The sequence below is a fragment of the Herbaspirillum sp. BH-1 genome, from assembly GCF_002870055.1.
In the GTDB taxonomy this organism is placed as follows: Bacteria; Pseudomonadota; Gammaproteobacteria; order Burkholderiales; family Burkholderiaceae_D; genus Herbaspirillum; species Herbaspirillum frisingense.
In genome coordinates this window covers 1-22,711 of the sequence record NZ_CM009236.1, presented here as the reverse complement: position 1 = coordinate 22,711, position 22,711 = coordinate 1, and the positions used below count along the sequence as shown (strand labels likewise).

Below are 22,711 nucleotides of genomic sequence, written 5' to 3'. Positions count from 1 at the left end.
GTTCGACCGCTCGGGGGTAGGTGCTGGTCAGGTCACGCCAGAAACGACGCGGCCGCCTCGATCTGGGGCGGCCGGTGCGGTGCTGCAAGGGGGGGGCGATTTCACGAAGTTTAGCTAAACCGTGGGGCCGCCCTTGTAGGGAATGGGCGGTGGCGAGCCGATCAGCAGCACGCCGCCGGTGACAGGCTTCACCTTGGCCTGCGGATAGACGGCCAGCACCTTGCGCAGCACCGGCAAAAACTCCTTCTTGAAATCCTTGTCCGGGTCTTTGCCCTTGTATTCCTGGGCGAACTGCTCGCGCAGCGACTTCCAGTGCAGCGTTACCCCTCTGCCCTCGATGCGGTGCAGCCGATGGGCCAGCCAGGCGTACACGTCCAACGCCAGTGCGGAACCTTTCAGGGCGTGCAAAGCGCGGTTGTCCAGCGGCACGGCGCTTTCGATCAGGGAGCCGTAATAGTCCTCTGACAGCAGCATGACGCCAGGCCATAGGGCGCGCTGCTGCGTGTCCTTGTTCGCCACCCAAGCATCGAACTGCTGCACTGGCTGGCCGTTGTAGGTGCGCCCTTTGAATCCGAGTTGCAGGCGAGCGGCGGCCAAGGCGTGCATCTGCTTCCGCAAGGTCGTATAGCGGCGGCCGTCGCTCTCCATCCCCATGAGCCGCAGGAACTCGGCGGCGCTGTCACCGATGGGGATTTCGCGCTCTTTGTTGCGCACGGCGAAGGTGGAAACCCACGCCAGGCCAAGCCGGGGCATGACGCCATAGGGGATAGGTTGCAGAACCGGGCCATGCCCTTCGTCCAGGTAGCCGGCCTGGACATTGACCCAAGCCGCGCCGGACTGCCGCATGAACTCGCGGCCTTCCACCTTGGCGCGGGGTAAACCAACCTGGCACAGCACGGCATGAGTGAACGCCATGTCCTCGCCACTCGGGGGGGTAGTGGCAATCTCCGCGCTGGCCTCGATCAGCTTTTGATCGCGCTCGGTCAGGATGAGGCCGGCCGGCGTGATCTTCTTGGTTTGGCGCTTTGGGGGTGGCAGCGCCGCTTTGATCTGCGCCTGGGCCAGTAGGTCGCCCATGATCTCGCCGATCTGCTGCGCACCCTGCCCTTCTCGCTGCTTCTTTGTCATGGCTTCGCCCTTTAGCCGCTAAAATTCAAATGAGTAAATATGTTTTTGAGCGTCAATCCGGCAGGCTGGCGACATACTCGGTCAATAGTTCCTTGATGGTCTTGCCCTGCCGGGTTGCGTAGATTTTCAGCTTGGTGTGCTGGTCGGCCGACAGCTCGAAATTGACGCGCTTCATGCTGGCTGCGTCGTCGGCCAGGCTGGCAAGCGTGGCGGCCTTGGATTTGTCCGTGCGTGCGCTCGGGCGGCCGGCGCTGAGTGTGGTTGCTGCTTTGCTCATTTCTTTATTTCCTCAAAGTATCAAATGAGTTTTTGCTTGATTTCGGCGGCCAGGGCGCGAACCTCGGCCGCTGCATCGCCGTCCGGCTCGGATTCAAGAACGGTCGTGCCGGCGGCCGCCGTGCCGGGATAGCTCACGCGCTGCGTGATGCGGGCATCCAGAATGGGCAGCTCGTAGCCGGCCAACGCCTCGGCAACTTCGCCGCCAATGCGGGTGCCCTTGATGGCCCGCGATACGACAAAGGCGGCCTGTAGTTTTCCGTCCGTGACCTCGATGCGCTGCTTGACCAGCTCCACTAGGTCGGCCGTGGCCCAAATGTCGTAAGGCGATGGCTGCACCGGAATCAGCACGAAGTCGGCCGCCTTGATGGCCGACACGGCCAGGTCGGCCGCTTGGGGTGCGCCGTCGATCACGACAAAATCCACCTTGCGGGCTACGTTCTTCACGTCCCGGTCAATGGTCGGCCGGTCGATGCCGACAACAGTTAGCGGCTGATCTTCCCGCACGGCTGACCAATCGCGGGCGCTGCCCTGGGGGTCGGAATCGACTAGCAGCACGTCGGCGCCGTCCAGTTGCAAGGCGCGGGCAAGGTGGGTGGCGATGGTGGTTTTTCCACTCCCGCCCTTCTGGTTCAGCACGGCAATGACTTTCATGTGTTCTCCCGGTGTAGCGTGGATGATGGCTTACTCATTTCATCATAACACAATGAGCGAATGAGTAAAGACGCTTATCATCATTTGGCCGCAATACGCCGTTCCCGCTCCTGGTCGGCCAGCTCGCCGGGCCAGCTCGCCAGCTCGTCATCGGGGAGGGCCGCCAGGATTTGCGGCAGGCTCTGCGTTCGATACGGCGGCGGCGGCAGGTCGGCGGCCGGGCCGTCGCCATCGAGGAACGCCGGGCCTTCTTCCTGGCGTTCATCATCGACGGCCGCCAAGGCGTCGGCTTCGCTCAATGCGTCCTCGGCGAACGCACCACGTCGGCGGGCCTCGGTCTTTGTCACTTCCTCGCCACGCGCCAGCGCCCGGTAAAGGGTCGAACGATGCACGGCCAGCAGCTCGGCCGCTTCCTTCACCGTCCGGCCGTCACGGTCGATCAGCTCGCGGGCGTGCTCGATCTGCGCCGGTGTGAGGGTAGGGCGCGGGCCGAACTTCACGCCTCGGGCCTTGGCCGCTTCCCGGCCGTTCCTGGTGCGGTCGATGATTAGGGAACGCTCGAACTCGGCGATACCGGCAAACACGGTCAGAACCATGCGGCCGGCCGGGGTGGTGGTGTCGGCCCACGGCTCGGCCAGGCTGCGCAAACCCGCGCCGCTCGCCTGGATACGCTCGGCAATGTCCAGCAGGTCGCGGGTGCTGCGGGCCAGGCGGTCAAGCCTGGTCACGGCCACAACGTCGCCAGGGCGCAAGTGATCGAGCACGCGGGCCAGCTCGGGCCTGTCGCGCCTGGTGCCAGTGATCTTCTCGGCAAAGATGCGCGTGCAGCCTGCGGCGTGCAGCTCGGCGCGTTGGTTGGTCAAGTCCTGGTCGTCGGTGCTGACGCGGGCATATCCCAGCAGCAGGCCAGCGGCGGCGCTCTTGTCTTTCATGGCGTAATGTCTCCGGTTCTAGTCGCAAGTATTCTATTTCATGCAACTAAAACACGCGACAAAAAACGCCAGGGAAAGGGCAGGGCGGCTGTCGTTTTCAGAAGACGGCTGCACTGAACGTCAGAAGCCGACTGCACTATAGCAGCGGAGGGGTTGGATCCATCAGGCAACGACGGGCTGCTGCCGGCCAATAGCCGACAATGACGACACTGGAAATCCCCGCCTGTGAGCGTCGGCTCAGGGCGGGACAGCGTCATCCAGCTACCTGCGCCACTGACTCAGCCTTGTCCAGCCGGCCGCGCCGCACGAACAGACTGACCAGCCGTTGACGGATCGCCACCTGGAGTTCCGCCAGTTGTTCCGGCGTGATGCGAATTTCACCCGCTCGACGAGCGCAACACCGGCGCCGCCTACGCCAAGAACCGGCGAATCGAACTCAAACTCACGAACCGCTGAGCGCCGCGTCACCGCGCTGCTGCGCCAGCCAGTCGCGCGGGGCGCAGCCCATGCGCACGCGGAAGGCGCGCGCCAGAGCGTTCGGGCTGCCGTAGCCGACGCGGTCGGCCACCACCGCCACCGGCCGCCCCTGCTTGAGCAGGGTGCAACTGACGTTCATCCGCCAGTCGGCCAGATAGTCGCCCGGCGTGACGCCCACCGCGTCCTTGAACGCGGCGGCGAAGCGCGCGCGTGACATGCCCGCCTTCGCCGCCAGCGCCTCGAGCGACCACGCGGTCTGCGGCGCATCGTGCATGGCGGTTATGGCGCGCGCGAGTTTCGGGTCGGCCAGGCCCGCCAGCAGTCCGGTGGCGCCAAGCCGCCCATCCATCAGATAACGCAGCAACTGGATCAGTAGCAACTCGCACAAGCGGTCGATGGCGGCCTGCCGACCGCACTGGTCGCGCTCGGCTTCGGCAAACAGCAACTCTAGCGTCGGCCCGAGGCCGGGCAAGTCCGCCAACGGAATCAGCAGCATCGACGGCAAGGCCATGGCCAACGGATTGCCCGTCGAAGCGCCCAGGTCGACCTCCGCACACAACAGCTCAGCGGTATCGCCGGGGGCGGCGACAAAACGATGCGACGCCACGCGCGGATAAAACAGCAGGCTCGGCTCGGTAACCAGCAGATCTTCATGCACGGGCGAACGCGCCGTAATCGGGCCGCGCCGCACCAGATGGATATAGCCATGCGGCGCCGCGTAATGATGCTGCTCACAGAAGGCGCCGCTGTGAAAAACGCGCGCCGAAAGCGAGTAGTGCCGGAACAAGCCGGCCAGTCGATCCGCCATTCCACTCTCCATATAAGACGATAGGTTACGTATTTGATACTTTACGTGCCATATCGTACCAAACAAAGGGCGATCATGCCCACGTGCTCTTGCACCTCACCCACTACGGAGATAGACATGACCCAAATCGCCCCCCTGACCATCGACACCGCTGACGCCGCTACCGCTGCCACACTCAAGGCCGTCAAAGCCAAGCTTGGCATGGTGCCGAACCTGTTCGCCACGCTGGCCCACGCGCCGGCGGCGCTCAATGGCTACCTCGGCTTGTCCGAAACGCTGGGCACCGGCCGCCTGAATGCCTCCCAGCGCGAGATCGTTGCGCTCGCTGCCGCTCAAGCCAATCGCTGCCAGTATTGCCTGAGCGCACACACCCTGATCGGCAAAGGTGCCGGACTGTCGGCAGAGGCCATCGCCGCGGCCCGCACCGGCCAGGCGGCCAACGCACTTGACGATGCAATCGCCGGCTTTGCCCGCGCGCTGGTCGAGCAACGCGGCGTGGTGTCGGCCGACGCCATGGCCAACTACCGCCGCGCGGGGCTCGACGACGGCCTGATACTGGAAGTGATCGCCAACGTCGCGCTGAACACGCTCACCAACTACACCAACCACATCGCCGACCCCACGGTGGATTTCCCCGTGGTCGCCGTCTGATCTCCATAGGCATATAAGGAGAACACGATGAAAATCGCACTCACCGGCGCTCTGCTCGCCAGCGCCCTCGTCCTGCCACTGGCCGTCACGGCCGGCGACTAAAGGCCTCGGCCGAGCACTACCGCAAGACCGGCAAGTTCTTGGACGGCGCCACGCTGGTGAAAGAGATCCGCAAGCTCGAAACCAGCGCCATGACCACTGGCAACCCTGTGGTCTGGGGTTCCGATGCGGCCGTGTGGTTCGTGATGGTCAAGGACGCCAAAGGCCGTTTCGCCAGCAACCCCTTGTGGGGCGACGGCTGGGGCTGGGCGCTGTTCAAGGCCGACGCCCCCGCCAAGAATGTCGCCGTCAGCTACGAAGCCGACTGCATGGGCTGCCATGTGCCGGCGGCCAAGACCGACCGCGTATTCATCCAGGGCTATCCGACACTGACCCAGCACTGACTTGCTGCCGGGTTACGCTTCGCGCAGGATGGCACCTCCGTCCTGCGCGAGCCACCCTTTCCGGAAGCGCGCCATGCCGACACTCGACGCCTTTCTGACCGACGTCCGCGCCTGCACGCGCTGCGCACCGCATCTGCCACACGGCGTGCAGCCGGTCTTCCAGTTTCACCCGAGTGCGCCCATCCTCATCGCCGGCCAAGCACCGGGGGCCCGGGTCCATGCCTCAGGCGTGCCCTTCGACGACGCCAGCGGCGCGCGTCTGCGCGCCTGGCTGGGCGTGGACCGCGACACCTTCTACGACCCTACCCGCATCGCCATTCTGCCCATGGGCTTCTGTTATCCGGGCACCGGCAAAAGCGGTGACCTGCCGCTACGCCCGGAGTGCGCCCCCCGCCTGGCTGGGCGTGGACCGCGACACCTTCTACGACCCTACCCGCATCGCCATTCTGCCCATGGGCTTCTGTTATCCGGGCACCGGCAAAAGCGGTGACCTGCCGCTACGCCCGGAGTGCGCCCCCCGCCTGGCGCGAAGCCTTCATGCAGCGTTTCGAGCGCCTGTCGCTGGTCATCGTGCTGGGCAGCTACGCCATGGACTACCACCTCGGTACTGGCAAGACGCCGCTCACCCGGGTGGTCGAAGCCTGGCGCGAGCACTGGCCGCAAGCGTTCCCCCTGCCTCACCCTAGCCCGCGCAACAATCGCTGGCTGGTGCGCAACCCCTGGTTCCAACAAGACGTGCTGCCCGCGCTGCAAGCACGCGTCCAGGCAGTCCTCACCGCCAACCCCAAGGAAACCCCATGACCGACGACACCGCCGCCATTACCGAGCTGCTGCACAAGTACTACGACACCCTGGCCTGGGCGAACGGAGACAGGCACCGGCTTTGGAGCGATGAACGACGGCTTCAGGTGCGGTAGCTGACGCCTGGGACCTCAATCACCGTATGACCGGGTCGAAAGCGGTCCTTTCTCTGACAACATCGCCCTAGCCCGCACTCAACCCCCACAACACATCCAGCACATGTTGCGTAGGCCGCTCGACGTCCCCACCACGGTGGGCAATACCAAGTTGACGCCACAATAAGGGCTGTAATGGCCGCATGACGATCCTGGTATCGGGCAATGGCGTGGAGGCTTCATGCGGCAACAACGTCGCACCATAACCGGCCGCCACTAGGCTTTTGATCGCATCGTTGTAGTTCAGTTGAATACGCGGCGTGGGCTGCCGTCCATCACTGGCGAACCACTCCGAGGTCAAGCGCGAAAGCCGAGTAGTTTTGTCATTCAGAATTAATGGCTGGGCGGCCAGCCAACCGGGGGTCACAACATCCGGGCATTCCCAGCGAGCCGGCAAGAAGGCCATGACCGGGTCCCGCCGCCATGGCTCGATCCGCAATTCCTTCACCGGGGTCTGTGGCAGCGCGACCAGACCGATCTCCAAAGAGCCCTCGGCAAGCTTCTTCAAAGTTTCCTGCGACGTGAGCACCGCGACCTGCACATCGATAGCGGGATGGCGTTGGCCCAACGTCTCCAAAGCTTGCGGCATCAACTGTGCGATGGCCCCTGTGGAGGCACCCAGCCGCACACGCCCGGCCAAGCCCTGCACCTGACGCTCCACGTCCTCAAGCGCCTGCTCCGCATCCGCCAACAGGCGCCGCGCGCGCTCCACCAGCGTTTCTCCAATCGCCGAAGGCTGAATGCGCCCACGTGTGCGCGACAACAGCTTTCCGCCAACCCGCGACTCCAGGTCGGCAATATGCAAACTGACCGTGGGTGGCGCGAGGTGCAGCACACGGGCCGCCTCGGCAAACGAACCCAGGTCGGCAATGGCCACCAACGTGCGCAGACGGTCCAGGCTGATTTCGCGCATGAGTCACTCCTTGTTCAGAAAAGCTGAATTTCATCGTTTAGAAATTCAACTTTTCCTATCTTAGCCCCTCACTGAAGATTGGAACTCCTGATTTCCTATGTCCGAGAGCATTCCATGGCAAGTCCTCTTATATTCATCGACGGCGACCACTCCTCGATCTGATCGAACGGTTTGGCCGGCGGCAGGTTGTCTGCCTGCGGGTCAGCCATGTCCACATCCGGCGGTATGGGCTTGGCCGGTGGCTCCGACGTCTTGAGGTGCTGGCGGCGATCAGCGTCGCGCCGCGCCTTGCGCGTGGCCTTCTGGGCGGTGGTCACGATCTCGCGCATCTGCCCGATCATGCGGAACAGCGCCGACTCGTCCACCTGCTCGCGCCCGAGCTGACGCAATTTGGCCAGCGCCTGGCGTTGTTCCCAGAGGGTGACGGCCGGATGGGACAAGGTGCGGTAGTGGATCTCCAGATAGTGCTGACCTTCCGGTTCCAGTACCCAGATGCGGCTGATGTCGCGCGGATCGCGCCGGATCAGGAAGGCGGGCAAGCGCTCGCGCCGGGCAATCCACGGCTTGAGGGCGTCGGCGTAGTAGTGGATGTGGTCGATGACAAAGCCGGTGCGGGTCAGGGTGCGGCGGATCACCGGCAGGAAATCGACCAAAAACGCGGTGGGGCGGGTAACGACGGCCGGGACGCCAACGCGCTCCACGGCCTCGGCCCAGCGCGCGGCCGGCGGCTGGAGCAGGCCGTTGTGCACGGAGCCGTGATAGGTGCCTACCGCCAACGCGAGCCAGCGCTCCAGCTCGCGCAGCGTCAGGGTGGCCATCTTCTCGGAATCGTACTCGCCGCGCTGGCCGGGATTGGAGAAGGTCGTCCCCGGTAATTCGTCGTGGATCATCTGCATCGCCGTGCCGATGATCCGTTCCACGATGCCGCCGTAGTGCGGCTGGCCTGGTGGGCGATAGTCCAGCCGGATGCCATGCTGTTCGCAGCCACGGCGCAGCGCTTCGCTTTTGAACTCGGCCGCGTTGTCCAGATAGAGCAGCCTGGGCTTGCCGCTCATCGGCCAGTCCATTTCCACATTCAGCCCTTCCAGCCAGGGCCGCTTGTCGCAGGCGGCATGCGCGAGGCATAGGCCGACCGAGACGGCGGACGGCGCTTCCAGCGTGACCACCATGCCGAGTACGCAGCGCGTGAACACGTCGATGGCGAGGGTCAAATATGGGCGGCCAATCGGTTGCCGGTCGCGCTCGTCGACCACGATCAGGTCGATGACGGTGTGGTCGATCTGCACCTGTTCCAGCGGCATGGTGACTTCTGGCGGAATGCCACCCGCGCCTTGCAAGGGACGGGCAGCGTCCTGCCCGCCCCGGCTGCGGGCTATTTTCGCCGGGTGTAGTCCGGCAATCCGCTGGGCCACGGTGTTGCGCGCCGGCACCGGCAGCTTCTGGGTTTTGCACGCCTGCGCGACTTCGCGGTGGAACGCCGCCAGGCTGCGTTTCTGCTTGGTCAGGAAGCGCTTTTGCAGCAGCTCGCGGATGATGCGCTCGACCGGTTCCGGCAAGCGCCCCTTGCCTTTGCCGCCGCCGGATCGGCCGGGCGTCAGGTCTGTTACCAGGCCAGTACCCTGCCGGGCGCGACGGATCAGGACATATACCTGTCGCCGGGACAGGCCCAGCGCTTGGGCTGCCTCATCGGCGGCTTCATGCCCGACCACCTCAAGCGCTGCCAGTGGCCCGATGATTTCCGTCCGGTGCCGGGCTTGCGCCCATGCCTCGTCGGGCAGGGTGGCCACGCCTTGCGCGGCAATCGGTGGAGTGTCTGATGTCATGCCCAAACCTCGCTTTGGTGCACACGAGTATTGAGCATAGTCGAGATTGGTGCAGACGACTCCTGATATTGGGCTGTCAGGAGCCGTATGCACACCAGGCGTTACATCCAGTCAGATGGTGCGGTCGTCTTCTGAAAACGACAGCGGCAAGCTGTCGCACAACTTAGGACTTATGCGACGGGTGCGATTTTTTGGATACACAATTGTGTATCCATGCGATACTGTCGCCTTATGTCGAGCAAAGACGTTGGCCTCCGTATCCGTGTTGAAAAGGAACTCCGCGAGGCGTTCCAAGGGGCTTGCTTGGCTGAAAACCGGAAGGCATCGGAAGTGCTGCGCGAGTTCATGCAGGCATTCGCCGACCGACACCAAGGCGGCTTGCAGCCGGATATGTTCACGACACCAGCAGCCAGGAAGCCACGTCAATCAACCAAGAGAAAAGCGATATGAGCCAATTCAATTCTTTGGAAATGTGCGCAGGGGCAGGGGGCCAGGCGCTCGGCCTAGAAATGGCTGGCTTCGATCATGCTGCCCTAGTCGAACTGGAACCGGCGGCGTGTGCAACGCTGCGCCTGAACCGTCCCGCCTGGAACGTCATTGAGGACGATTTGCGCCGCTTCGATGGCCGCCCCTATCAAGGCATCGACCTGCTAGCCGGTGGCGTGCCATGCCCGCCGTTCTCCAAGGCAGGAAAGCAGCTCGGCGCGAAGGATGAGCGCGACTTGTTCCCCGAAGCTATCCGCCTGGTCGATGAGTGCCGCCCGCAAGCTGTGATGCTGGAAAACGTGCGTGGCCTGCTCGATGCCGTCTTTGACGATTACCGGAACAAGGTTGAAAAGCAGCTCAAAAAGTTGGGCTATGTGCCTGGCTGGCGGCTGTTCAACGCCTCCGACTATGGCGTGTCGCAACTACGCCCGCGTGTGGTGTTCGTCGGTATCCGCAAAGACCTGGCCGGCGGCTTCTCCTGGCCGGAACCGCTGCAAAGCGAACCGCTGACAGTGGGCGAACTGCTGCACGATCTCATGGCCACGAACGGCTGGCGCGGTGCCAACCGTTGGCGCGAACAGGCGAACGTCATTGCTCCAACGCTGGTAGGCGGTTCCAAGAAACACGGCGGGCCTGACCTCGGCCCAACCCGTGCAAAACGCGCATGGGCCGCCCTGGGCGTCGATGGCATGGGCCTATGGGACGATGCCCCACCGCGTGATTTCGTGGGTATGCCGCGCCTGACAACGCGCATGACGGCACGCATTCAAGGCTTCCCAGATGACTGGCAATTTTCCGGCCGCAAGACGGCCGCCTATCGCCAGATTGGCAACGCTTTTCCGCCGCCGGTGGCCGCTGCGGTGGCCCGGCAAATCTTCGCGGCGCTGTCCGTCAAACGCATCTACAAGGTGGCGTGATGAGTGTTCCCGCCGAGTTCTCGGAAGCCCGCAAGGCGTTCCATGCAAAGCTGTTGGAAGCAACGCTGACCACCAATGCTGCGGGCGTGGTGAGCAACGCCGATAGCAGCAACACCACAAGCAAGGCGATTGCCAAGGGCATTGCCGATCTGCTCAAAGCTGAAACCATCGGCGAACGCATCGCGGGCCAGACTTCGGGCAACCAGTTTGAAGGCATCTGCGCGGGCTTCGTGCGGGAAACCTTCCTCAAGCTCGGCCACCTCCGGCCCGGCATTTGGGACGTGCATCAAGTCTCCGGCCGCAACCGCCTGGAAATTGCCCGTTATGAGCAATACGCGCACCTGGTCGCGCTCGACCGGGCCGCCAAGGCCGATGCCGAACTGGCGGCCGCCCTGGGCAGCGACTACACCATCACGCCGGATATTGTGGTGGTGCGCGACACCGAGGACGACAGCGCCATCAACGCCCCGGCGCTCCTGGTCGATGACAGTGTGACCACGCTTGCCAGCCTGCGGAAGAAAAACGGCGGCCTGCCGCTGCTGCACGCCAGCATTTCATGCAAATGGACGATTCGCAGCGACCGGGCGCAGAACGCCCGTTCCGAAGCGTTGAACCTGGTGCGCAACCGCAAGGGCCGTCTGCCTCATGTTGTGGTCGTCACGGCCGAACCGACACCAAGCCGCCTTGCCTCTATCGCCCTGGGAACCGGGGACATTGATTGCGTGTATCACTTCGCCCTGTATGAGCTGCAAGCCACGGTAGAAGCCTTGGGCATGACCGACGCGGCCGACATGCTGGCCGTGATGGTCGATGGCAAGCGCCTGAAAGACATTTCCGATTTGCCGCTGGATTTGGCTGTATGAACCAGGACGCCACCATCAGCGCCGCCGTTCCTGCGAACGTGAAAGCCGAAGCTGCCGCCGTCGCGGCAGCGCACGGCATGAGCATGGCCGCCCTGGTGCGCGAGCTGGTGGCCCGCGTGGCTGCCCGTGACGCCGAAACGCTGGCCTGGCTCGATGAGGCCCGCCGATGAGCCGCCCGCGCTACACGCTCGATGAGCTGCTGGCCGAATCCGACTATTCGCAGCCGCTACCGCCCGAAGAACGGGAATGGGTCGATGCGCCCGCCGTTGGCCGCGAGTGGCCGGCCTGCGAAACCCTGGAAGGCGAGGGGCTGGCCAACATCGCCAGTTCCGACGATGACGGCCGCGACGGTGGATCTCATCGCCAGAAGTGACGATGCAAGATCCAGACGTGAAAAGGGCGGCCAGTGGCCGCCCTTCTTGTTCCTGGTCGCCGTTACCGGCTCGCGTTCCAGTCTGCCATCTTCAACTGCGCCAAGGCCGATTCAGCGTGCAGCCTCTCCAATGCGGCCGCCTCGCGGGCGCGAAGGGTGGCAAGCGATACCGCCAGCAGCTCGCGCCGCTCGGCCGACAAGCCGGGTTCGCGTAGCTCGGCCTCGATGCTGTCCATTGTGTTCTGCGCCCGGCTCGCCGTGACCTGGTAGGCGTCATAAGCCGCCTGGACGGGGGCCATGATCGAAAAGCGGGCCGCGTCGGCATCCTGGCCAGCGTGCGCGGCCGAAGCCATCAGAAGGGCGGCCACGGCCGCCAGCGGGAAGGAATTGCGAAGTTTCATAGCTGTTGCTCCAAAGGTTGGGGGTTCATCGGAACGCCGGCGGCGTCCGGTATCGACCTGGGCGCAAGCGCCCGGCCTTCGAGTTACTGCACTATCCGCAGGCTGCGCCGTCTGCCTGCGCTTTGCATCGGCCGATCAGCTCGGCGCGGCGCTCGATCTCGGCCGCGACGGTCTGCGCCCGGTCTATCGGCACGGTCTGCGTGTAGATGCCATAGCCGTAGCTCACCAGTGAAACGGCTTCGCCCCTGGTGTTCACGACAACGCCACCCGAGTTGCCGCCGATGATTGAAGCCGTCACCAGCATGAAGTCATCGGGGGAAAGCATCGCGGCATCGCGGCCATACCACGCGACGATGCCCACGCCCACGGCGAAGCCGTAGCCGCCAGGCGAACCGATCGCCATCACGTCCTGCCCCTGGCGGGGCATGACTCCGGCAACCGGAATCGGTGGCAGGGGGTCCCCCTCGATCTCGATCAGCGCCACGTCGCGGGAAATGTCCGCGCCGATCACGCGGGCCTCGCGCCACTCGCCGCCGGCGGTGCGCACGCGCAAAGCCTCCTGGCCCTCGACGCAATGGGCGACGGTCAGCACCTTGTTTCCTTCGACGGCCACGCCGCCGCAGATAATGCGCTGCCGCCGCTTGGCGTCCTCTTTCGGCCAATCCCGATGCCAGGCGCGAACGTGGGTGAGGGCGGCCGTGGCCGCGTTCTGTTGAACGCCAGGGATGCGCCAGGCGTGATTGTTCTGGCCGGTGCCATAGGGCTTGTCGATGCCCGCCAGGGCTACCACGGACGGCATGGCGCGTTCGGCCAACTTGGGCCAGTCCGGCGCGACAGGCGGCCGGGTGTCGGGGGGCAGGGTGCCGCGCCGCACGCTGGCCGCGCTTATCGCATTCTCAGCGATGGCGGTTTGCTCGCGCTGGAAGTCCTCGATGCGCTCCCGCGTGTCGCGCAAAGTATTGGCGTTCGCGGCCGTGGTCGCCACGGTGTAGCCCGCCAGGGTCAATGCAGCGCCGGCGGTGATGTAGGTTGCAAGGGCGGCACGCCGCCAGGCTTTAGCGCGGCTCATGCTGTGCGCCCTCCTGGTCGATCAGCCCCAAGCGTTCCAGGCGCGTGCCTACGCGGTCGCCTTCGTGCAGCAGCTCGACGTGCTGCCAGTAGGAAAACACCAGCACGCCGCCGGCCAGGATGAGCGCGGCCAGCGATACGCCGAAGGTAATGCAATATTTCGATATGCCGGGTTCTGTTCGGCCGGTAACATTGGAAGTAGCCATGATTTCACCTCTATGTCAGGTGGGTTGTGGTCAGGCGCTCGGGGCGGTTGCCGCCGTCCCTTGCGCCGCTTTTTAGCGGCTAAAGCTGCGGGATTGCTCCCGGTCGCGTGCCGCCTTCTCCTTGAACCGCTCGGCGATTTCCCGCGCCCTGGCTTGCTTCACCTGGTCGCCGCTCTCGTTGTCGCGGTTCAATTCCTTTGCCAGCGTCTTTGCCTGCTGGCCGTTGATCTCGTTGCGGTCGATGCGCTGCTCTGCGCTGTCTTGGTTCTGCGCGTCCAGCTCGAAGCCCTGGGCCTGCTTGGCCTGCGGCTGCTCGGCCTCGATGTTCTGCGACGCCAGCGCGGCCGCCTGGCCGTGCCGCTCTAGCCGCTCCTGGTCTTTCGCCTCGCGGCGCTCCTGGGCCTGCTCGATCTTCGTTGCATAGCTCTTGGCAAGTTCTTCGTTCGTCGGTTCGGTGCTCATCGTCTTTCCTCCTGGCGCAAACCTCAAATTCTCATTTACTCATTGCATCATAACACTAAACGCAAATGAGTAAAAGCGTTTCAACTCAATACCCGCGCCCGCCATCGCGGCCGCGCTCCTGTTCACGCTGCTGCTGTCGGCTGCGCGTGATTTCCTGCGGATTGCGTGCATACCTGTCGGCAAGCTCGCGCTGCATCTTGTCCAGCTCGACGGCCTGACGCTCTTTCGGCATGGCGTTGAACCGCTCGATGCGCTCGCGCAGCTCGCCCGGCAGCTCGCGCCAGGCGCTCGGGTTGCGGTCGCTGTATCCAGCAAAGCCCGCTTGCCGCTTCACGGCCAGCGCCTTGAACTGGTCGGCTTCTCGCTTGGCGTACATCTCGGCCCGCTTCTGGTCTTGCTCGCTGACCTGGACGGCCGCCGGGCGCTCCGGCTCGGCCTTGGCCTGCCCCTGCTGCGCCAGGCCCGCAAAGGCCCGCTGCTGGCCTTCCTGCATGATCGCCGCCGAATGATGCCGGGGGTCTTTTCCGGCAGCCTGGAACTCCTGGGCGACGGCAAGCTGTGCGCGTGCCACGTCCAGCGCCAGGCCACCGCCTCCGGCTTCGGCCCGCTCGATGCCGGCGCGGAATCCGGCCAGCGGGTCGGGTGCCGGGCGCTCCGCCTGGGGCCGCTGCTGCGGCGCTGCCACCTCGCCGCGTTCCTGGCTGACCTGCTGCCGGAACTTCGCCGCGAATTCGGCCGCCCGGCGCTTCTTCTCGTCCTCTGGCGTGCGCTCGATCTGCTCCGGCCGCTGCATGGTCGGCTTGCCTGCAATGTCGGTCGCGGGCATGAGGTCTGGGCGGCCGTGGCGTTCCAGGTTGCGGCGCAGGGCATCGCGCATCTTCCCGGCCAATGCCGACACCTTGGCGCGGCCACGTTCCAGCCAGCGGCGCACCACGCTTTCACCGTCGAAGCCGCGCCGGTCGGCAAAGTCCAGCGTGCTTTCTTTCGGGCGCTCACGGCCCAACACCTGGGCCAGCTTCCCGGCGGCCAGCTCGGCCGCGCCGCGAACGTGCCAGGTGTTGCGCTCGGCGGTCGTGCCGTCCGGCAGGCGCACGGTTTCAGAGCCGCCATGCTCCAAGCCGATACGGTCGCCGCGCTTCGCGCCGCTGGATGCAATGGCGCGTTCAAGATCGACGCCCCAAATGGTGTGCCGCTCGCCCTTGTCATTCTCCAAGGTGGCAAAGTAGCTGGCCTGGTTCTCCGGCTTGTTCTCGTAGGGCGCTGCGCCATGATCGATCAGGCGGCCGGCGCGGCGGTCGGTGAAGTCGTCGGCTCCTGCAAACAGGGTCGCCGCCTCGCGGTGCCGGGTCATGCCGACATAGGCAAGGCTCCTATCCATGCCGGGGGTCGCCAGCAGGTAAGCCCTATCGACGGTGACGCCCTGGGCCTTGTGAATCGTGACGGCGTAACCGTGATCGACAGCAGCATATTGGGACGCCTGCACCTGCCGCGCTTCGCCGCTGTCAAGACGCACGGCCAGGCTTCCATCTTCGGCACGCTCGACGGTGCCAAGGGTGCCGTTCTTCACGCCTAGATCGCGGTCGTTCTTCAGGAACACGATGCGGTCGCCTGGGGCAAATTCCCGGCCTCCACGCTCGGCCATAAAGCGGGCCGTGCCGCGCAGCTCGCCGCGTTCCTTTCGGGCCTCGCGCACGGCTTCATTGAGCGCCTGAACGTCCTTATTGCTGTGGGCAAGGATGATCTGGCTACCCTTGCCCTGGTCGCCGACATAGGCGGCCGCCAGGCCGTCGCGTGCAGCGTCCCGGCTGTCGTGAATCTGGACGTGCCCGCGCTCGGCGTAGGCCGCCAGACCATCGGCCACGGAACCACGGGCAAACTGCTGGCCCGCCTCCCGCGCCCATGCCTCTTTCTGGCGTCTAACCTCGGTGATTTCTGCCGCGCCAACATGCTGCACAACGCCCCGAAAAGCCGCGCCCGCCTCAATGGCGGCAAGCTGCTTATCGTCGCCAAGCAAGACGACTTTTGCCCCGGCCTGCTCGGCGGCTTTCAGCACGCGGCCAAGCTGGCGGCTGCCGATCATGCCCGCTTCGTCGATCACCAGAACATCGCGGGAAGTGAGTTTGTCTTTTCCGTTCTTCCAGGCAAATTCAAGGGATGCCAGCGTGCGGCTGTCGATGCCGCTACCCGCCTGCAATTCGTCGGCCGCCTTGCCCGCCAGGGCCGCGCCGCGCACGTTGAATCCCTGCGCTTGCCATGCCTCGCGTGCAACCTTCATCGAGAACGATTTGCCTGTGCCGGCGTCGCCGATGACCACGGCCAGGCTGCCCGGCTTGAGAACGTGCCGGACGGCGTTTTGCTGCTCTGCCGATAGGGTGCCTGCGCCGTCAATCGCCGCGTTCGTGATGGGGCCGGAAACGCCATGCCTGCCGGTTCTCGCCAGGCGCTCGGCACTGTCCACCATGCCGCGCTCGGTGTCGATCATTTCGCGGGTAGAGAACTTCGCCGGGTCGCGCCCGTTGGCCGGTTCCATCTCGACCAGAAGCGGCGAATTTTCCAGCCTGGCAAGCAAGCCCTGGAACTGGTCGGCATCGTCAATGTAGCGGTTCAGCTCTGCGGCAATATCGCGGCGCGTGAATACCGCTTGCGTGGCCGTGAGCTTGTCTAGGATGATCTCCGGCCGCTCGACAATCTGCCGCGCCTGCTCCTGCCGGTCGGCGTTGTGAATGTCGATGCGGTCGGCCTCCAGGCCGCGCCTGTCCATCGCCACGGCATCGCTGCCGATGTGCTTGGTTGGTGTGAGTTCTACGCCCTGATCTGCATAGCTGCGATGATCTACACGGGCGCTGATTCCGGCCCGCTCTAGCGCCTCGTTTGTTAGCTCGGCCCACTGCTGGCGAATCTCGATGATGTCGCCCTGGCTTGTGCCAGGAATGCCCGCTTTCTGCCTGTCTTTGTTCGCCAGCTCAATGACGGCCTTCGCGCCTAGCGTTCCATCGGCCTGAATGGTGCGCGTGGTCGCCAGCATATGAACGTGAAAATTCCGGTCGTCGCCCTCCTTGTCTGGTGCGTGAATGCACACATCCACGGCCACGCCGTAGCGGTCTGCGATGGCCTGCCCCATCTGCGTTGCCAGCTCTTTACGGTCGGCTTCGTTCAGCTCATGCGGCAGGGCCGCCCGCCACTCTCGGGCCACTCGCGCATCTTTTCGCTTCTCGGCGGTCTCGGCGGCATTCCACAAGGCGGCACGCTCGGGAACCGGCACGCCTGCGGGCGTGACTATCTCGGACGACAACACGCCGCCTTTGCGGGTGAAATCGAACACTTCGCCGGTGCGCTCATCTACCAGCGCCGACGCGGAACGATAGGCGGCAGCGGCCACGGCGCTATGCCCGGCCGCCCGTCCTATCGTGTGCGTGTTCAAGTGGTAGATCGCCATTTTTTCCCTTGGCGTTTTAGCCGCTAAAAAGGGGTGCCGGGGTATCCCCGGCCGCATGAGGGTTGCGTAGCAACCCGTAAGTGCGCATTTCGCTTTCGCTCCATGACTATACCAGCGCCGCGCCTTCCCCGCCAGCGTCGCCGGTGGTAAGATCGTGTGCGCATAACCCACAATCTCGAAAGGAGCTATGACGATGGCACGAAAGACGTTATCCGAACGCAAGGCCGACAAGCTGGCCGAACTGAACCGCATCAAGGCAGAACTGGCCGAATTGGAAAGCAAGGCCGCTGAACGCATTGGTAAGATTGCCCTTGCCGCTGGCCTCGGCGATCTCGACATAGACGACGCTTCATTGCGGAAGGAGTTTGAGGCTGTCGCCTCGAAATTTCGCAAAAGCGAAGGCAAGCAAGCTGCCCCGATGGCGGCAACGAATAGCGCAGATTGAGCGCGATTTGGGACGCCTTCGGATGAACGCCAGGAGAGAAGATACCCGCCGGAAAATCCAGCTCGGCGGCTTGGTCATCAAGTCCGGCATGGCGGGCTATCCGGCGTCTGTGATTTTGGGCGCTTTGACCCTCGCGGCCGGTGCGCTAAATGGGCCAAACGCTGACGCTACAAAAGCACGCTTTGAGGCGGCAGGCGATGAGGCTTTTTCCGATGATGGAGAGGACGGCGGCAACCGTTCCTAGCCGTCAATTCAACCTGACATAGAGGTGAAGCATGATGGACGTTAGAGATTTTTTGGCGAGATTGTGGGCCGCGGTCGTAGCGGTATTTTTTGGGGCGTTCGTGCTGTCGTTGGCGAACACGGCGCACGCCCGCGTTTTCCCTGAATGCAACCCGGCGGCAGAGGCCGCGAAGTTCTACGGCGCGGAAGATTCGGATGCCTGGGTGAAGCGCGTTTGTGATGCGCAAGAGGCGGCATTCCAGAAGTGGGAAAACAGCCTGCAAGCCCTGGACATTGGGCAGCAGGATTTGGCGATGGCGACGAACGCCGGGAATTGGCAAGCCTACCGGGACAAGTGGGCCGAATTGCTGCCGGTGTTGAAGGAACTGGAAGCCGCTGCGGTGGCGAACCGGAACGCGCCAGGCGCGGCAAACATCCTTAGTCTGTATCGCAACGATTTGGGCCTGTTCTTGCAGAATGCGGGCCTTGCCTCGGCGGGCAGCCTGGACGATTTCAGCGCCCGGATTCTGGCGGGCCTGGACGGCGAACGGCCAGCGGCGGCGGCAACGGCTGGCGTCAATGTCGTGCAGCAATCCGTGACCCGAGGCGTTGAGTTCGGCAAGGGCATCGGGACGGCACAAGCGGAAACGATTCTTGCGGAGTATCGCGCCCAAGTTCAGCAGCGCGGCGCGGAACGCATGGAACAGCTCGGCGGCTCGACCGTGAGCGGCTATTTCGGCGGTTTCGGCGAGCGCATCAAGGCGGCTTTCGGTGGCTGGTTGTTCTACCTGGTCACGGTCTGCTTTGTCGGCGCGTGGCTGGCGCACAAGCGACGGCAGAACCCTGTGACGGTCGGCACGGCCGTTGGTCTGGCCTTCCTCGTTCCATCGGTCGGCATGTTGCTTCTGTTCGTGTTCGCGCCATTCATTCCGGGCTGGTTCATCCTCGCCGCGACGGTCGCCGGAACAGTGGCAACGTATCTGAACGCGGGCCGGGTGTTCGGCTGGCTCGCGGGCCTGGTCGGCGCGGAGTCTCCGACAGGAAAGCGGCTGCGCATCCTCGGCGCAACGATTGAAAACCTGCGCGGCCAGGTGCAACCGTCCGGGCCAGTTGCGGCCGCCGGTGCGGCGGTCGCGGCGGTCGATAACAGCAGCACGCATCCGCTGGGTTCGCACGGCTCGGCCCGTTGGGGAACGGTCGATGAAATCCGCCAGGGCGGCCACCTGGTCGCGCCTGGTAAGCCGGGCGGCTTCGCCCTTGGCCGGGTGTCGGATGCGCCCGCCGGCCTCGATCAGCGTTTCCGCTTTACCGGCCATGTCGTGACCGTGGCCCCGACCGGCTCCGGCAAGGGCATTGGCGCGGTGATTCCGAACCTCCTGGACTATCCCGGATCGGCCCTGGTTCTCGACGTGAAGGGCGAAAACGCGGCCGTGACGGCTCGCGCCCGCCGGGCGCTCGGCCAGGCCGTGCATGTGGTCGATCCGTTCGCGGTCAATGGCGACGGCGCGGCCGCTTTCAACGTCCTGGATCGCCTGGACGTGTGGAACCCGGATTGTGTGAGCGAATCCGCCACGCTGGCCGATTGCCTGGTGATCGGCAGCGAGAAAGCCGAATCCAAGTTCTTCGATGAGTCGGCTAAAAACCTACTTCAAGGACTGATGCTTCACGTTGTTAGCCTGGATGAGCCGGAACGGCGGAACCTGGGCGAGCTGCGCCGCTTGCTGACCACGGGTGAAGGCGAGTTTTTCGACCTCCTGGGCATGATGGCCGCCGACGAAACGGCCGCCTTCGGCATCCCGGCCAGGGCCGCGAATACCATCATGGGCATGGCCGACAAGGCGCGGGGAGACGTGATTTCAACGGCCCGCACGCATACCGCCTTCTTGGACGATCCGCGCATTGCAGCGGCGCTATCGCGCTCCGACTTCGACCTGTCCGCGATCAAGTCCGAATTGATGACGGTGTTCCTGGTCATGCCCGCCAACCGCATCGGCCCAAATGCGCGTTTCCTGCGCTTGTTTGTCGGGTCGATCATTGCCGCGATCACGTCCAGTAACGTGCAGCCGGCGCACCGGGTCGCGTTCCTGCTCGATGAGTTCGGCCAGCTCGGCTACATGAAGCAGATCGAGGACGCCGTTTCACTGCTGCGCGGCTACGGCCTGGCCTTCTGGGTGTTCATTCAAGACCTGTCGCAGCTCAAAGGCACCTATCCCAAGTGGCAGACCTTCCTGGCGAACAGCGCCAAAAGCTTCTTTGGCACTGACGATTACGACACGGCCAAATACATCAGCGACAGCCTGGGCAAAGCCACGATTGAGTTTGAGACGGAAAACACCGGCAAGAACAGCGGTAGCGGCCTATCGGGCGGCGGCGGCTCGATGAACCGGGGCAAGAGCACTGGCACCAGCCAGCAATTCACCGGCCGCGAGCTGCTGACGCCGGATGAGGTTATGCGCCTGGGGCCGGAGCATCCGATTGTCCTGGTGCGCGGCGAACGGCCCTACCTGCTCGACCGACTGAACTACCTGGCCGATGCCGAATATGCCGGGCGGTTCGATGCGAACCCCTACCATAGTTGAGGGATGACGTATGGCGTTCATCATCGCGGCGGTTCTCGGTGTCATCGCCCTGGCGTGGTTCCTGCGGCGGCTGTTCCCTGCCCTGTTTGCGGCGGTGTTCGTCCTGTTCGCGCCTGTGTGGCTGGTCGGCGGTGCGCTGCTCGATCTGCTGCGCCGGCCGCTGGCCTTCCTGCGGCCGGTCGGCCTCGCCCTGGCCCGCCTGGTCGGCTTCGTCCTGGTGCTGCCGCTGCTGCCCTTCATCTTCGCCTGGTCGTTCTTCGCGGAACTGTGGCGACAGTTCCGGCCGTCGAAGGCAAGCGCCCCGGCACCGGCCGGGGTCAAGCCGCCTACGCCGATGCAGGCCGCCACAAAGCGCACGGCGGACGTGATCGACCTGGCGGCATTTCGCCAGCGGCAGGGAAAAGAATAAAAGAGTTTTTGAGTTTTGCCTTTTATGAGTAAATGATTTTAGCGGCTAAAATGGGCCGCCCCTCAAGTGTCAATATCAGGCCGGAAAGCGCCCATGCTTCCGGCCTTTTCTTTGTCTGCGCTTGTGCAAACCGGCCAGCGAGGGCGGGTTATTGACACTTGAGGGGCAGGCATTCACTCGCCGCCGGGCTTCTTCCTGGTCGGCTTGGCTTCGGCTGGCGTGATACGGGCCAGCAGCGCGGCGGATTGCTCTTTGAGCGTGTCGATTTGCCCTGCCATGCGTGCGGCTTCCTCGCGGGCCTGGCCGGCGGCTTTCGTGGCCTGGTCGCGTTCGGCCTGGGCAGCGGTGAGGCGTTCGGCCATGCGGTGCGCTTCGGTTGCTGCGGCCTTGCGTTGTTCCTGGTGCGCTTCCTGTTCGGCTTCGGCCTTGGCCTGCACCTTCGCCAGTTCGCCGCGCACCTGGTCGAGCTGGGCGGCGGCGGCCTGGCTGGTCTGGTGCGCCCTGTCCAGCTCCGTGCGCAGCTCGCCGGCCCTGCGCTCGATCTCTTGGGCGCGGGCCTCGGCCGTGTGCGCCTGTTCTTGGGCGGCGGCCAGTTGGCCGCGCAGCTCGGTAGCTTCGCCGCGTGCGGCCGCTTCGGCGGCCTCGATGGACGCCAGGCGGGATTGCAGGGCTTCCAGCTCGCCGGCCTGACGCTCGAAAGCCTCGGCCAGTTCTTGCCGCATGGCGTCTTGCTCTGCCCGCTCGGTTTCCCATGCGGCCTGTGCGCTGCGTAGGGATTCGTTCGCCAGCTCCTGGGCCTGCTGCCAGATCGTCGCCACGGCGGCGCTGCTGGCCTGCTGCACGGATTCCGGCACGGCTACGGCCACCGGCGCGGCCTGGGCCGTCTGCGCCCTGCGCCATTCCTTCATCACGGCACTGGCGGCGTTCATGTCCACGCGGGCGGCACGGCGCACGGCATCGACCGTGGGCATCGTCTCGCGGCCCGATTGCTCGAAAAGATCAGTGGCGGCGGCAATGATGCGTTCGCGCACGTCGGCGGGGATTTGGGGGGCTTGCTGCGTCATGGCCTTGGCTCCGGCGGATAAGATAAGAATAATAATACTATTCTTCTTATTATTATGCAAAGGGTTGTTTTCGCCCGGTTCTTGGGGCTAGCCCGGCAGGGAGCGCGTGGCGGACGAAATTCGGCCCTGTGTGGCCCGTGGCGGCGTTTTCGGGGGTCGGCTGCACCTATCCCCTACCCTCGGCCTCTTTCGCGCCTCCTGCGCGTCCCTGTGCGGCTTGGGTGCATTGCTTGGCGGTTGTCATCGTCGGATATGGCGATGCTGGCCAGTTCGATGGCCTGGCGACCCTTCTTTCTTGGCGTTCAACCTTGCGGCCTTTCAGCTCGCGCAGGTGTTCGAGTTGAGCGCAGACGGTCGGCCTGCCTGCTTTTCTCTGCTAAACCGCTTTTGACGACTTTTCAGCGGCCGCGGTGCTGGATGTGGGCGCAGGCGGTGGAGTTGGCACCAGCGCGGCGTGTCGCGCCTGGTAGATGCCTGGCCGCAGGCCAGCCATTTTTGAGCGGCCAGCGGCCGCGATAGGCCGACGCGAAGCGGCGGGGCGAAGGGAGCGAAGCGACCGAAGGGTAGGCGCGCCCGTAGGGCGTTGCGGTGGTTCGGTTTGCGCTGTCGGTCGAGTTTTCCACCGATTTTGCCTGCCAATTACAGGCAAGTATTTATAGGAAAAAATCTTAAAGGATTACCTTACAGGTTTAGGGGGGGGGCGATTTCACGTGGATAAG

General features: G+C 64.4%; 23 protein-coding genes and 2 pseudogenes. 12 read left to right on the top strand and 13 right to left on the bottom strand.

Features of this window, described 5'->3' with window-relative positions:
- Positions 1 to 114 precede the first annotated feature (114 nt).
- From HBH1_RS00135 to HBH1_RS00110, 5 genes and pseudogenes are all read right to left on the bottom strand, one after another.
- Positions 115 to 1,128: a replication protein RepA gene (locus tag HBH1_RS00135; protein ID WP_015670321.1), complete on the bottom strand. Its 1,014-nt coding sequence runs from the start codon at positions 1,126 to 1,128 to the stop codon at positions 115 to 117.
- Positions 1,129 to 1,180: 52 nt separating this feature from the next.
- Positions 1,181 to 1,405 (bottom strand): hypothetical protein, encoded by a 225-nt coding sequence (locus tag HBH1_RS00130; protein ID WP_034015122.1) that lies wholly within the window; start codon positions 1,403 to 1,405, stop codon positions 1,181 to 1,183.
- Between the two features lie 20 nt (positions 1,406 to 1,425).
- Positions 1,426 to 2,058 carry a ParA family partition ATPase gene (gene parA / locus HBH1_RS00125; RefSeq protein ID WP_015961925.1) on the bottom strand — a complete coding sequence of 211 codons (633 nt, stop codon included), beginning with the start codon at positions 2,056 to 2,058 and terminating at the stop codon, positions 1,426 to 1,428.
- Positions 2,059 to 2,408: 350 nt separating this feature from the next.
- A pseudogene (locus HBH1_RS00120) lies at positions 2,409 to 2,990 on the bottom strand (recombinase family protein); the annotation flags it as partial.
- Positions 2,991 to 3,432: 442 nt separating this feature from the next.
- On the bottom strand, positions 3,433 to 4,275 hold the full coding sequence (locus HBH1_RS00110; RefSeq protein ID WP_074052973.1) for a helix-turn-helix transcriptional regulator: 843 nt from the start codon (positions 4,273 to 4,275) through the stop codon (positions 3,433 to 3,435).
- A gap of 117 nt (positions 4,276 to 4,392) precedes the next feature.
- On the opposite strand from HBH1_RS00110, the gene HBH1_RS00105 reads away from it, so the two are divergent.
- The 4 genes and pseudogenes from HBH1_RS00105 to HBH1_RS00090 all read left to right on the top strand — a co-directional run bounded on the left by HBH1_RS00105 (position 4,393) and on the right by HBH1_RS00090 (position 6,170).
- Positions 4,393 to 4,926, top strand: coding sequence for a carboxymuconolactone decarboxylase family protein (locus HBH1_RS00105; RefSeq protein ID WP_003830783.1), 534 nt, complete (start codon positions 4,393 to 4,395; stop codon positions 4,924 to 4,926).
- A gap of 140 nt (positions 4,927 to 5,066) precedes the next feature.
- Entirely contained in the window at positions 5,067 to 5,369 is a 303-nt protein-coding gene (locus HBH1_RS00100; protein ID WP_003830782.1) for a cytochrome P460 family protein, read from the top strand.
- 73 nt (positions 5,370 to 5,442) lie between these two features.
- Positions 5,443 to 5,757, top strand: a pseudogene (locus HBH1_RS00095) (uracil-DNA glycosylase family protein); the annotation flags it as partial.
- Between the two features lie 98 nt (positions 5,758 to 5,855).
- Positions 5,856 to 6,170 carry a uracil-DNA glycosylase family protein gene (locus tag HBH1_RS00090; RefSeq protein ID WP_233207472.1) on the top strand — a complete coding sequence of 105 codons (315 nt, stop codon included), beginning with the start codon at positions 5,856 to 5,858 and terminating at the stop codon, positions 6,168 to 6,170.
- A gap of 183 nt (positions 6,171 to 6,353) precedes the next feature.
- Here the strand turns inward: HBH1_RS00090 and HBH1_RS00085 are convergent, their stop codons facing one another.
- Both HBH1_RS00085 and HBH1_RS00080 read right to left on the bottom strand, forming a co-directional pair.
- Complete coding sequence (locus HBH1_RS00085) at positions 6,354 to 7,238, bottom strand: LysR family transcriptional regulator (protein WP_003465017.1); 885 nt, start codon at positions 7,236 to 7,238, stop codon at positions 6,354 to 6,356.
- Positions 7,239 to 7,333: 95 nt separating this feature from the next.
- A complete protein-coding gene (locus tag HBH1_RS00080) occupies positions 7,334 to 9,061 on the bottom strand; it encodes a Mu transposase C-terminal domain-containing protein (RefSeq protein WP_003830779.1) in 1,728 nt (575 codons plus the stop codon).
- Between the two features lie 446 nt (positions 9,062 to 9,507).
- On the opposite strand from HBH1_RS00080, the gene HBH1_RS00065 reads away from it, so the two are divergent.
- Genes HBH1_RS00065 through HBH1_RS00055 form a run of 4 tightly spaced genes read left to right on the top strand, consistent with a single transcriptional unit; the run spans position 9,508 to position 11,700 of the window.
- Positions 9,508 to 10,464 carry a DNA cytosine methyltransferase gene (locus HBH1_RS00065; RefSeq protein ID WP_102661116.1) on the top strand — a complete coding sequence of 319 codons (957 nt, stop codon included), beginning with the start codon at positions 9,508 to 9,510 and terminating at the stop codon, positions 10,462 to 10,464.
- Positions 10,464 to 11,327 carry an NgoMIV family type II restriction endonuclease gene (locus tag HBH1_RS00060; RefSeq protein WP_102661115.1) on the top strand — a complete coding sequence of 288 codons (864 nt, stop codon included), beginning with the start codon at positions 10,464 to 10,466 and terminating at the stop codon, positions 11,325 to 11,327. Before HBH1_RS00065 ends, HBH1_RS00060 begins: the two co-directional genes overlap by 1 nt.
- On the top strand, positions 11,324 to 11,497 hold the full coding sequence (locus tag HBH1_RS25170; protein WP_176042934.1) for a hypothetical protein: 174 nt from the start codon (positions 11,324 to 11,326) through the stop codon (positions 11,495 to 11,497). Before HBH1_RS00060 ends, HBH1_RS25170 begins: the two co-directional genes overlap by 4 nt.
- Positions 11,494 to 11,700, top strand: a complete 207-nt coding sequence (locus tag HBH1_RS00055) for a hypothetical protein (RefSeq protein ID WP_102661114.1) — start codon at positions 11,494 to 11,496, stop codon at positions 11,698 to 11,700. The genes HBH1_RS25170 and HBH1_RS00055 overlap by 4 nt, the downstream gene beginning before the upstream one ends.
- 62 nt (positions 11,701 to 11,762) lie before the next feature.
- Here the strand turns inward: HBH1_RS00055 and HBH1_RS00050 are convergent, their stop codons facing one another.
- The 5 genes from HBH1_RS00050 to traA form a co-directional block, all read right to left on the bottom strand.
- Entirely contained in the window at positions 11,763 to 12,101 is a 339-nt protein-coding gene (locus tag HBH1_RS00050) for a hypothetical protein (RefSeq protein WP_233207473.1), read from the bottom strand.
- 91 nt (positions 12,102 to 12,192) lie between these two features.
- Positions 12,193 to 13,170 (bottom strand): S1C family serine protease, encoded by a 978-nt coding sequence (locus HBH1_RS00045; RefSeq protein ID WP_102661113.1) that lies wholly within the window; start codon positions 13,168 to 13,170, stop codon positions 12,193 to 12,195.
- A complete protein-coding gene (locus HBH1_RS00040; RefSeq protein ID WP_087783920.1) occupies positions 13,157 to 13,375 on the bottom strand; it encodes a hypothetical protein in 219 nt (72 codons plus the stop codon). Before HBH1_RS00040 ends, HBH1_RS00045 begins: the two co-directional genes overlap by 14 nt.
- A 72-nt stretch (positions 13,376 to 13,447) precedes the next feature.
- The gene (locus HBH1_RS00035; protein ID WP_015670327.1) at positions 13,448 to 13,837 is read right to left on the bottom strand and encodes a hypothetical protein; all 390 of its coding nucleotides are present in this window, start codon (positions 13,835 to 13,837) and stop codon (positions 13,448 to 13,450) included.
- Positions 13,838 to 13,922: 85 nt separating this feature from the next.
- Positions 13,923 to 17,273: a Ti-type conjugative transfer relaxase TraA gene (gene traA, locus HBH1_RS00030; protein ID WP_102661112.1), complete on the bottom strand. Its 3,351-nt coding sequence runs from the start codon at positions 17,271 to 17,273 to the stop codon at positions 13,923 to 13,925.
- A 193-nt stretch (positions 17,274 to 17,466) separates the two neighbouring features.
- Between traA and HBH1_RS00025 the strand changes: the two genes are divergently transcribed.
- Genes HBH1_RS00025 through HBH1_RS00010 form a run of 4 tightly spaced genes read left to right on the top strand, consistent with a single transcriptional unit; the run spans position 17,467 to position 20,928 of the window.
- Entirely contained in the window at positions 17,467 to 17,718 is a 252-nt protein-coding gene (locus HBH1_RS00025) for a TraC family protein (RefSeq protein ID WP_088239386.1), read from the top strand.
- A gap of 22 nt (positions 17,719 to 17,740) precedes the next feature.
- On the top strand, positions 17,741 to 17,962 hold the full coding sequence (locus HBH1_RS00020; protein WP_032490918.1) for a conjugal transfer protein TraD: 222 nt from the start codon (positions 17,741 to 17,743) through the stop codon (positions 17,960 to 17,962).
- A gap of 31 nt (positions 17,963 to 17,993) precedes the next feature.
- The gene (locus tag HBH1_RS00015; protein WP_102661111.1) at positions 17,994 to 20,519 is read left to right on the top strand and encodes a type IV secretory system conjugative DNA transfer family protein; all 2,526 of its coding nucleotides are present in this window, start codon (positions 17,994 to 17,996) and stop codon (positions 20,517 to 20,519) included.
- A 10-nt stretch (positions 20,520 to 20,529) separates the two neighbouring features.
- A complete protein-coding gene (locus HBH1_RS00010; RefSeq protein WP_102661110.1) occupies positions 20,530 to 20,928 on the top strand; it encodes a hypothetical protein in 399 nt (132 codons plus the stop codon).
- A 173-nt stretch (positions 20,929 to 21,101) separates the two neighbouring features.
- On the opposite strand, the gene HBH1_RS00005 is transcribed toward HBH1_RS00010, so the two are convergent.
- The gene (locus HBH1_RS00005) at positions 21,102 to 21,992 is read right to left on the bottom strand and encodes a DNA-binding protein (RefSeq protein ID WP_102661109.1); all 891 of its coding nucleotides are present in this window, start codon (positions 21,990 to 21,992) and stop codon (positions 21,102 to 21,104) included.
- Positions 21,993 to 22,711 lie beyond the last annotated feature (719 nt).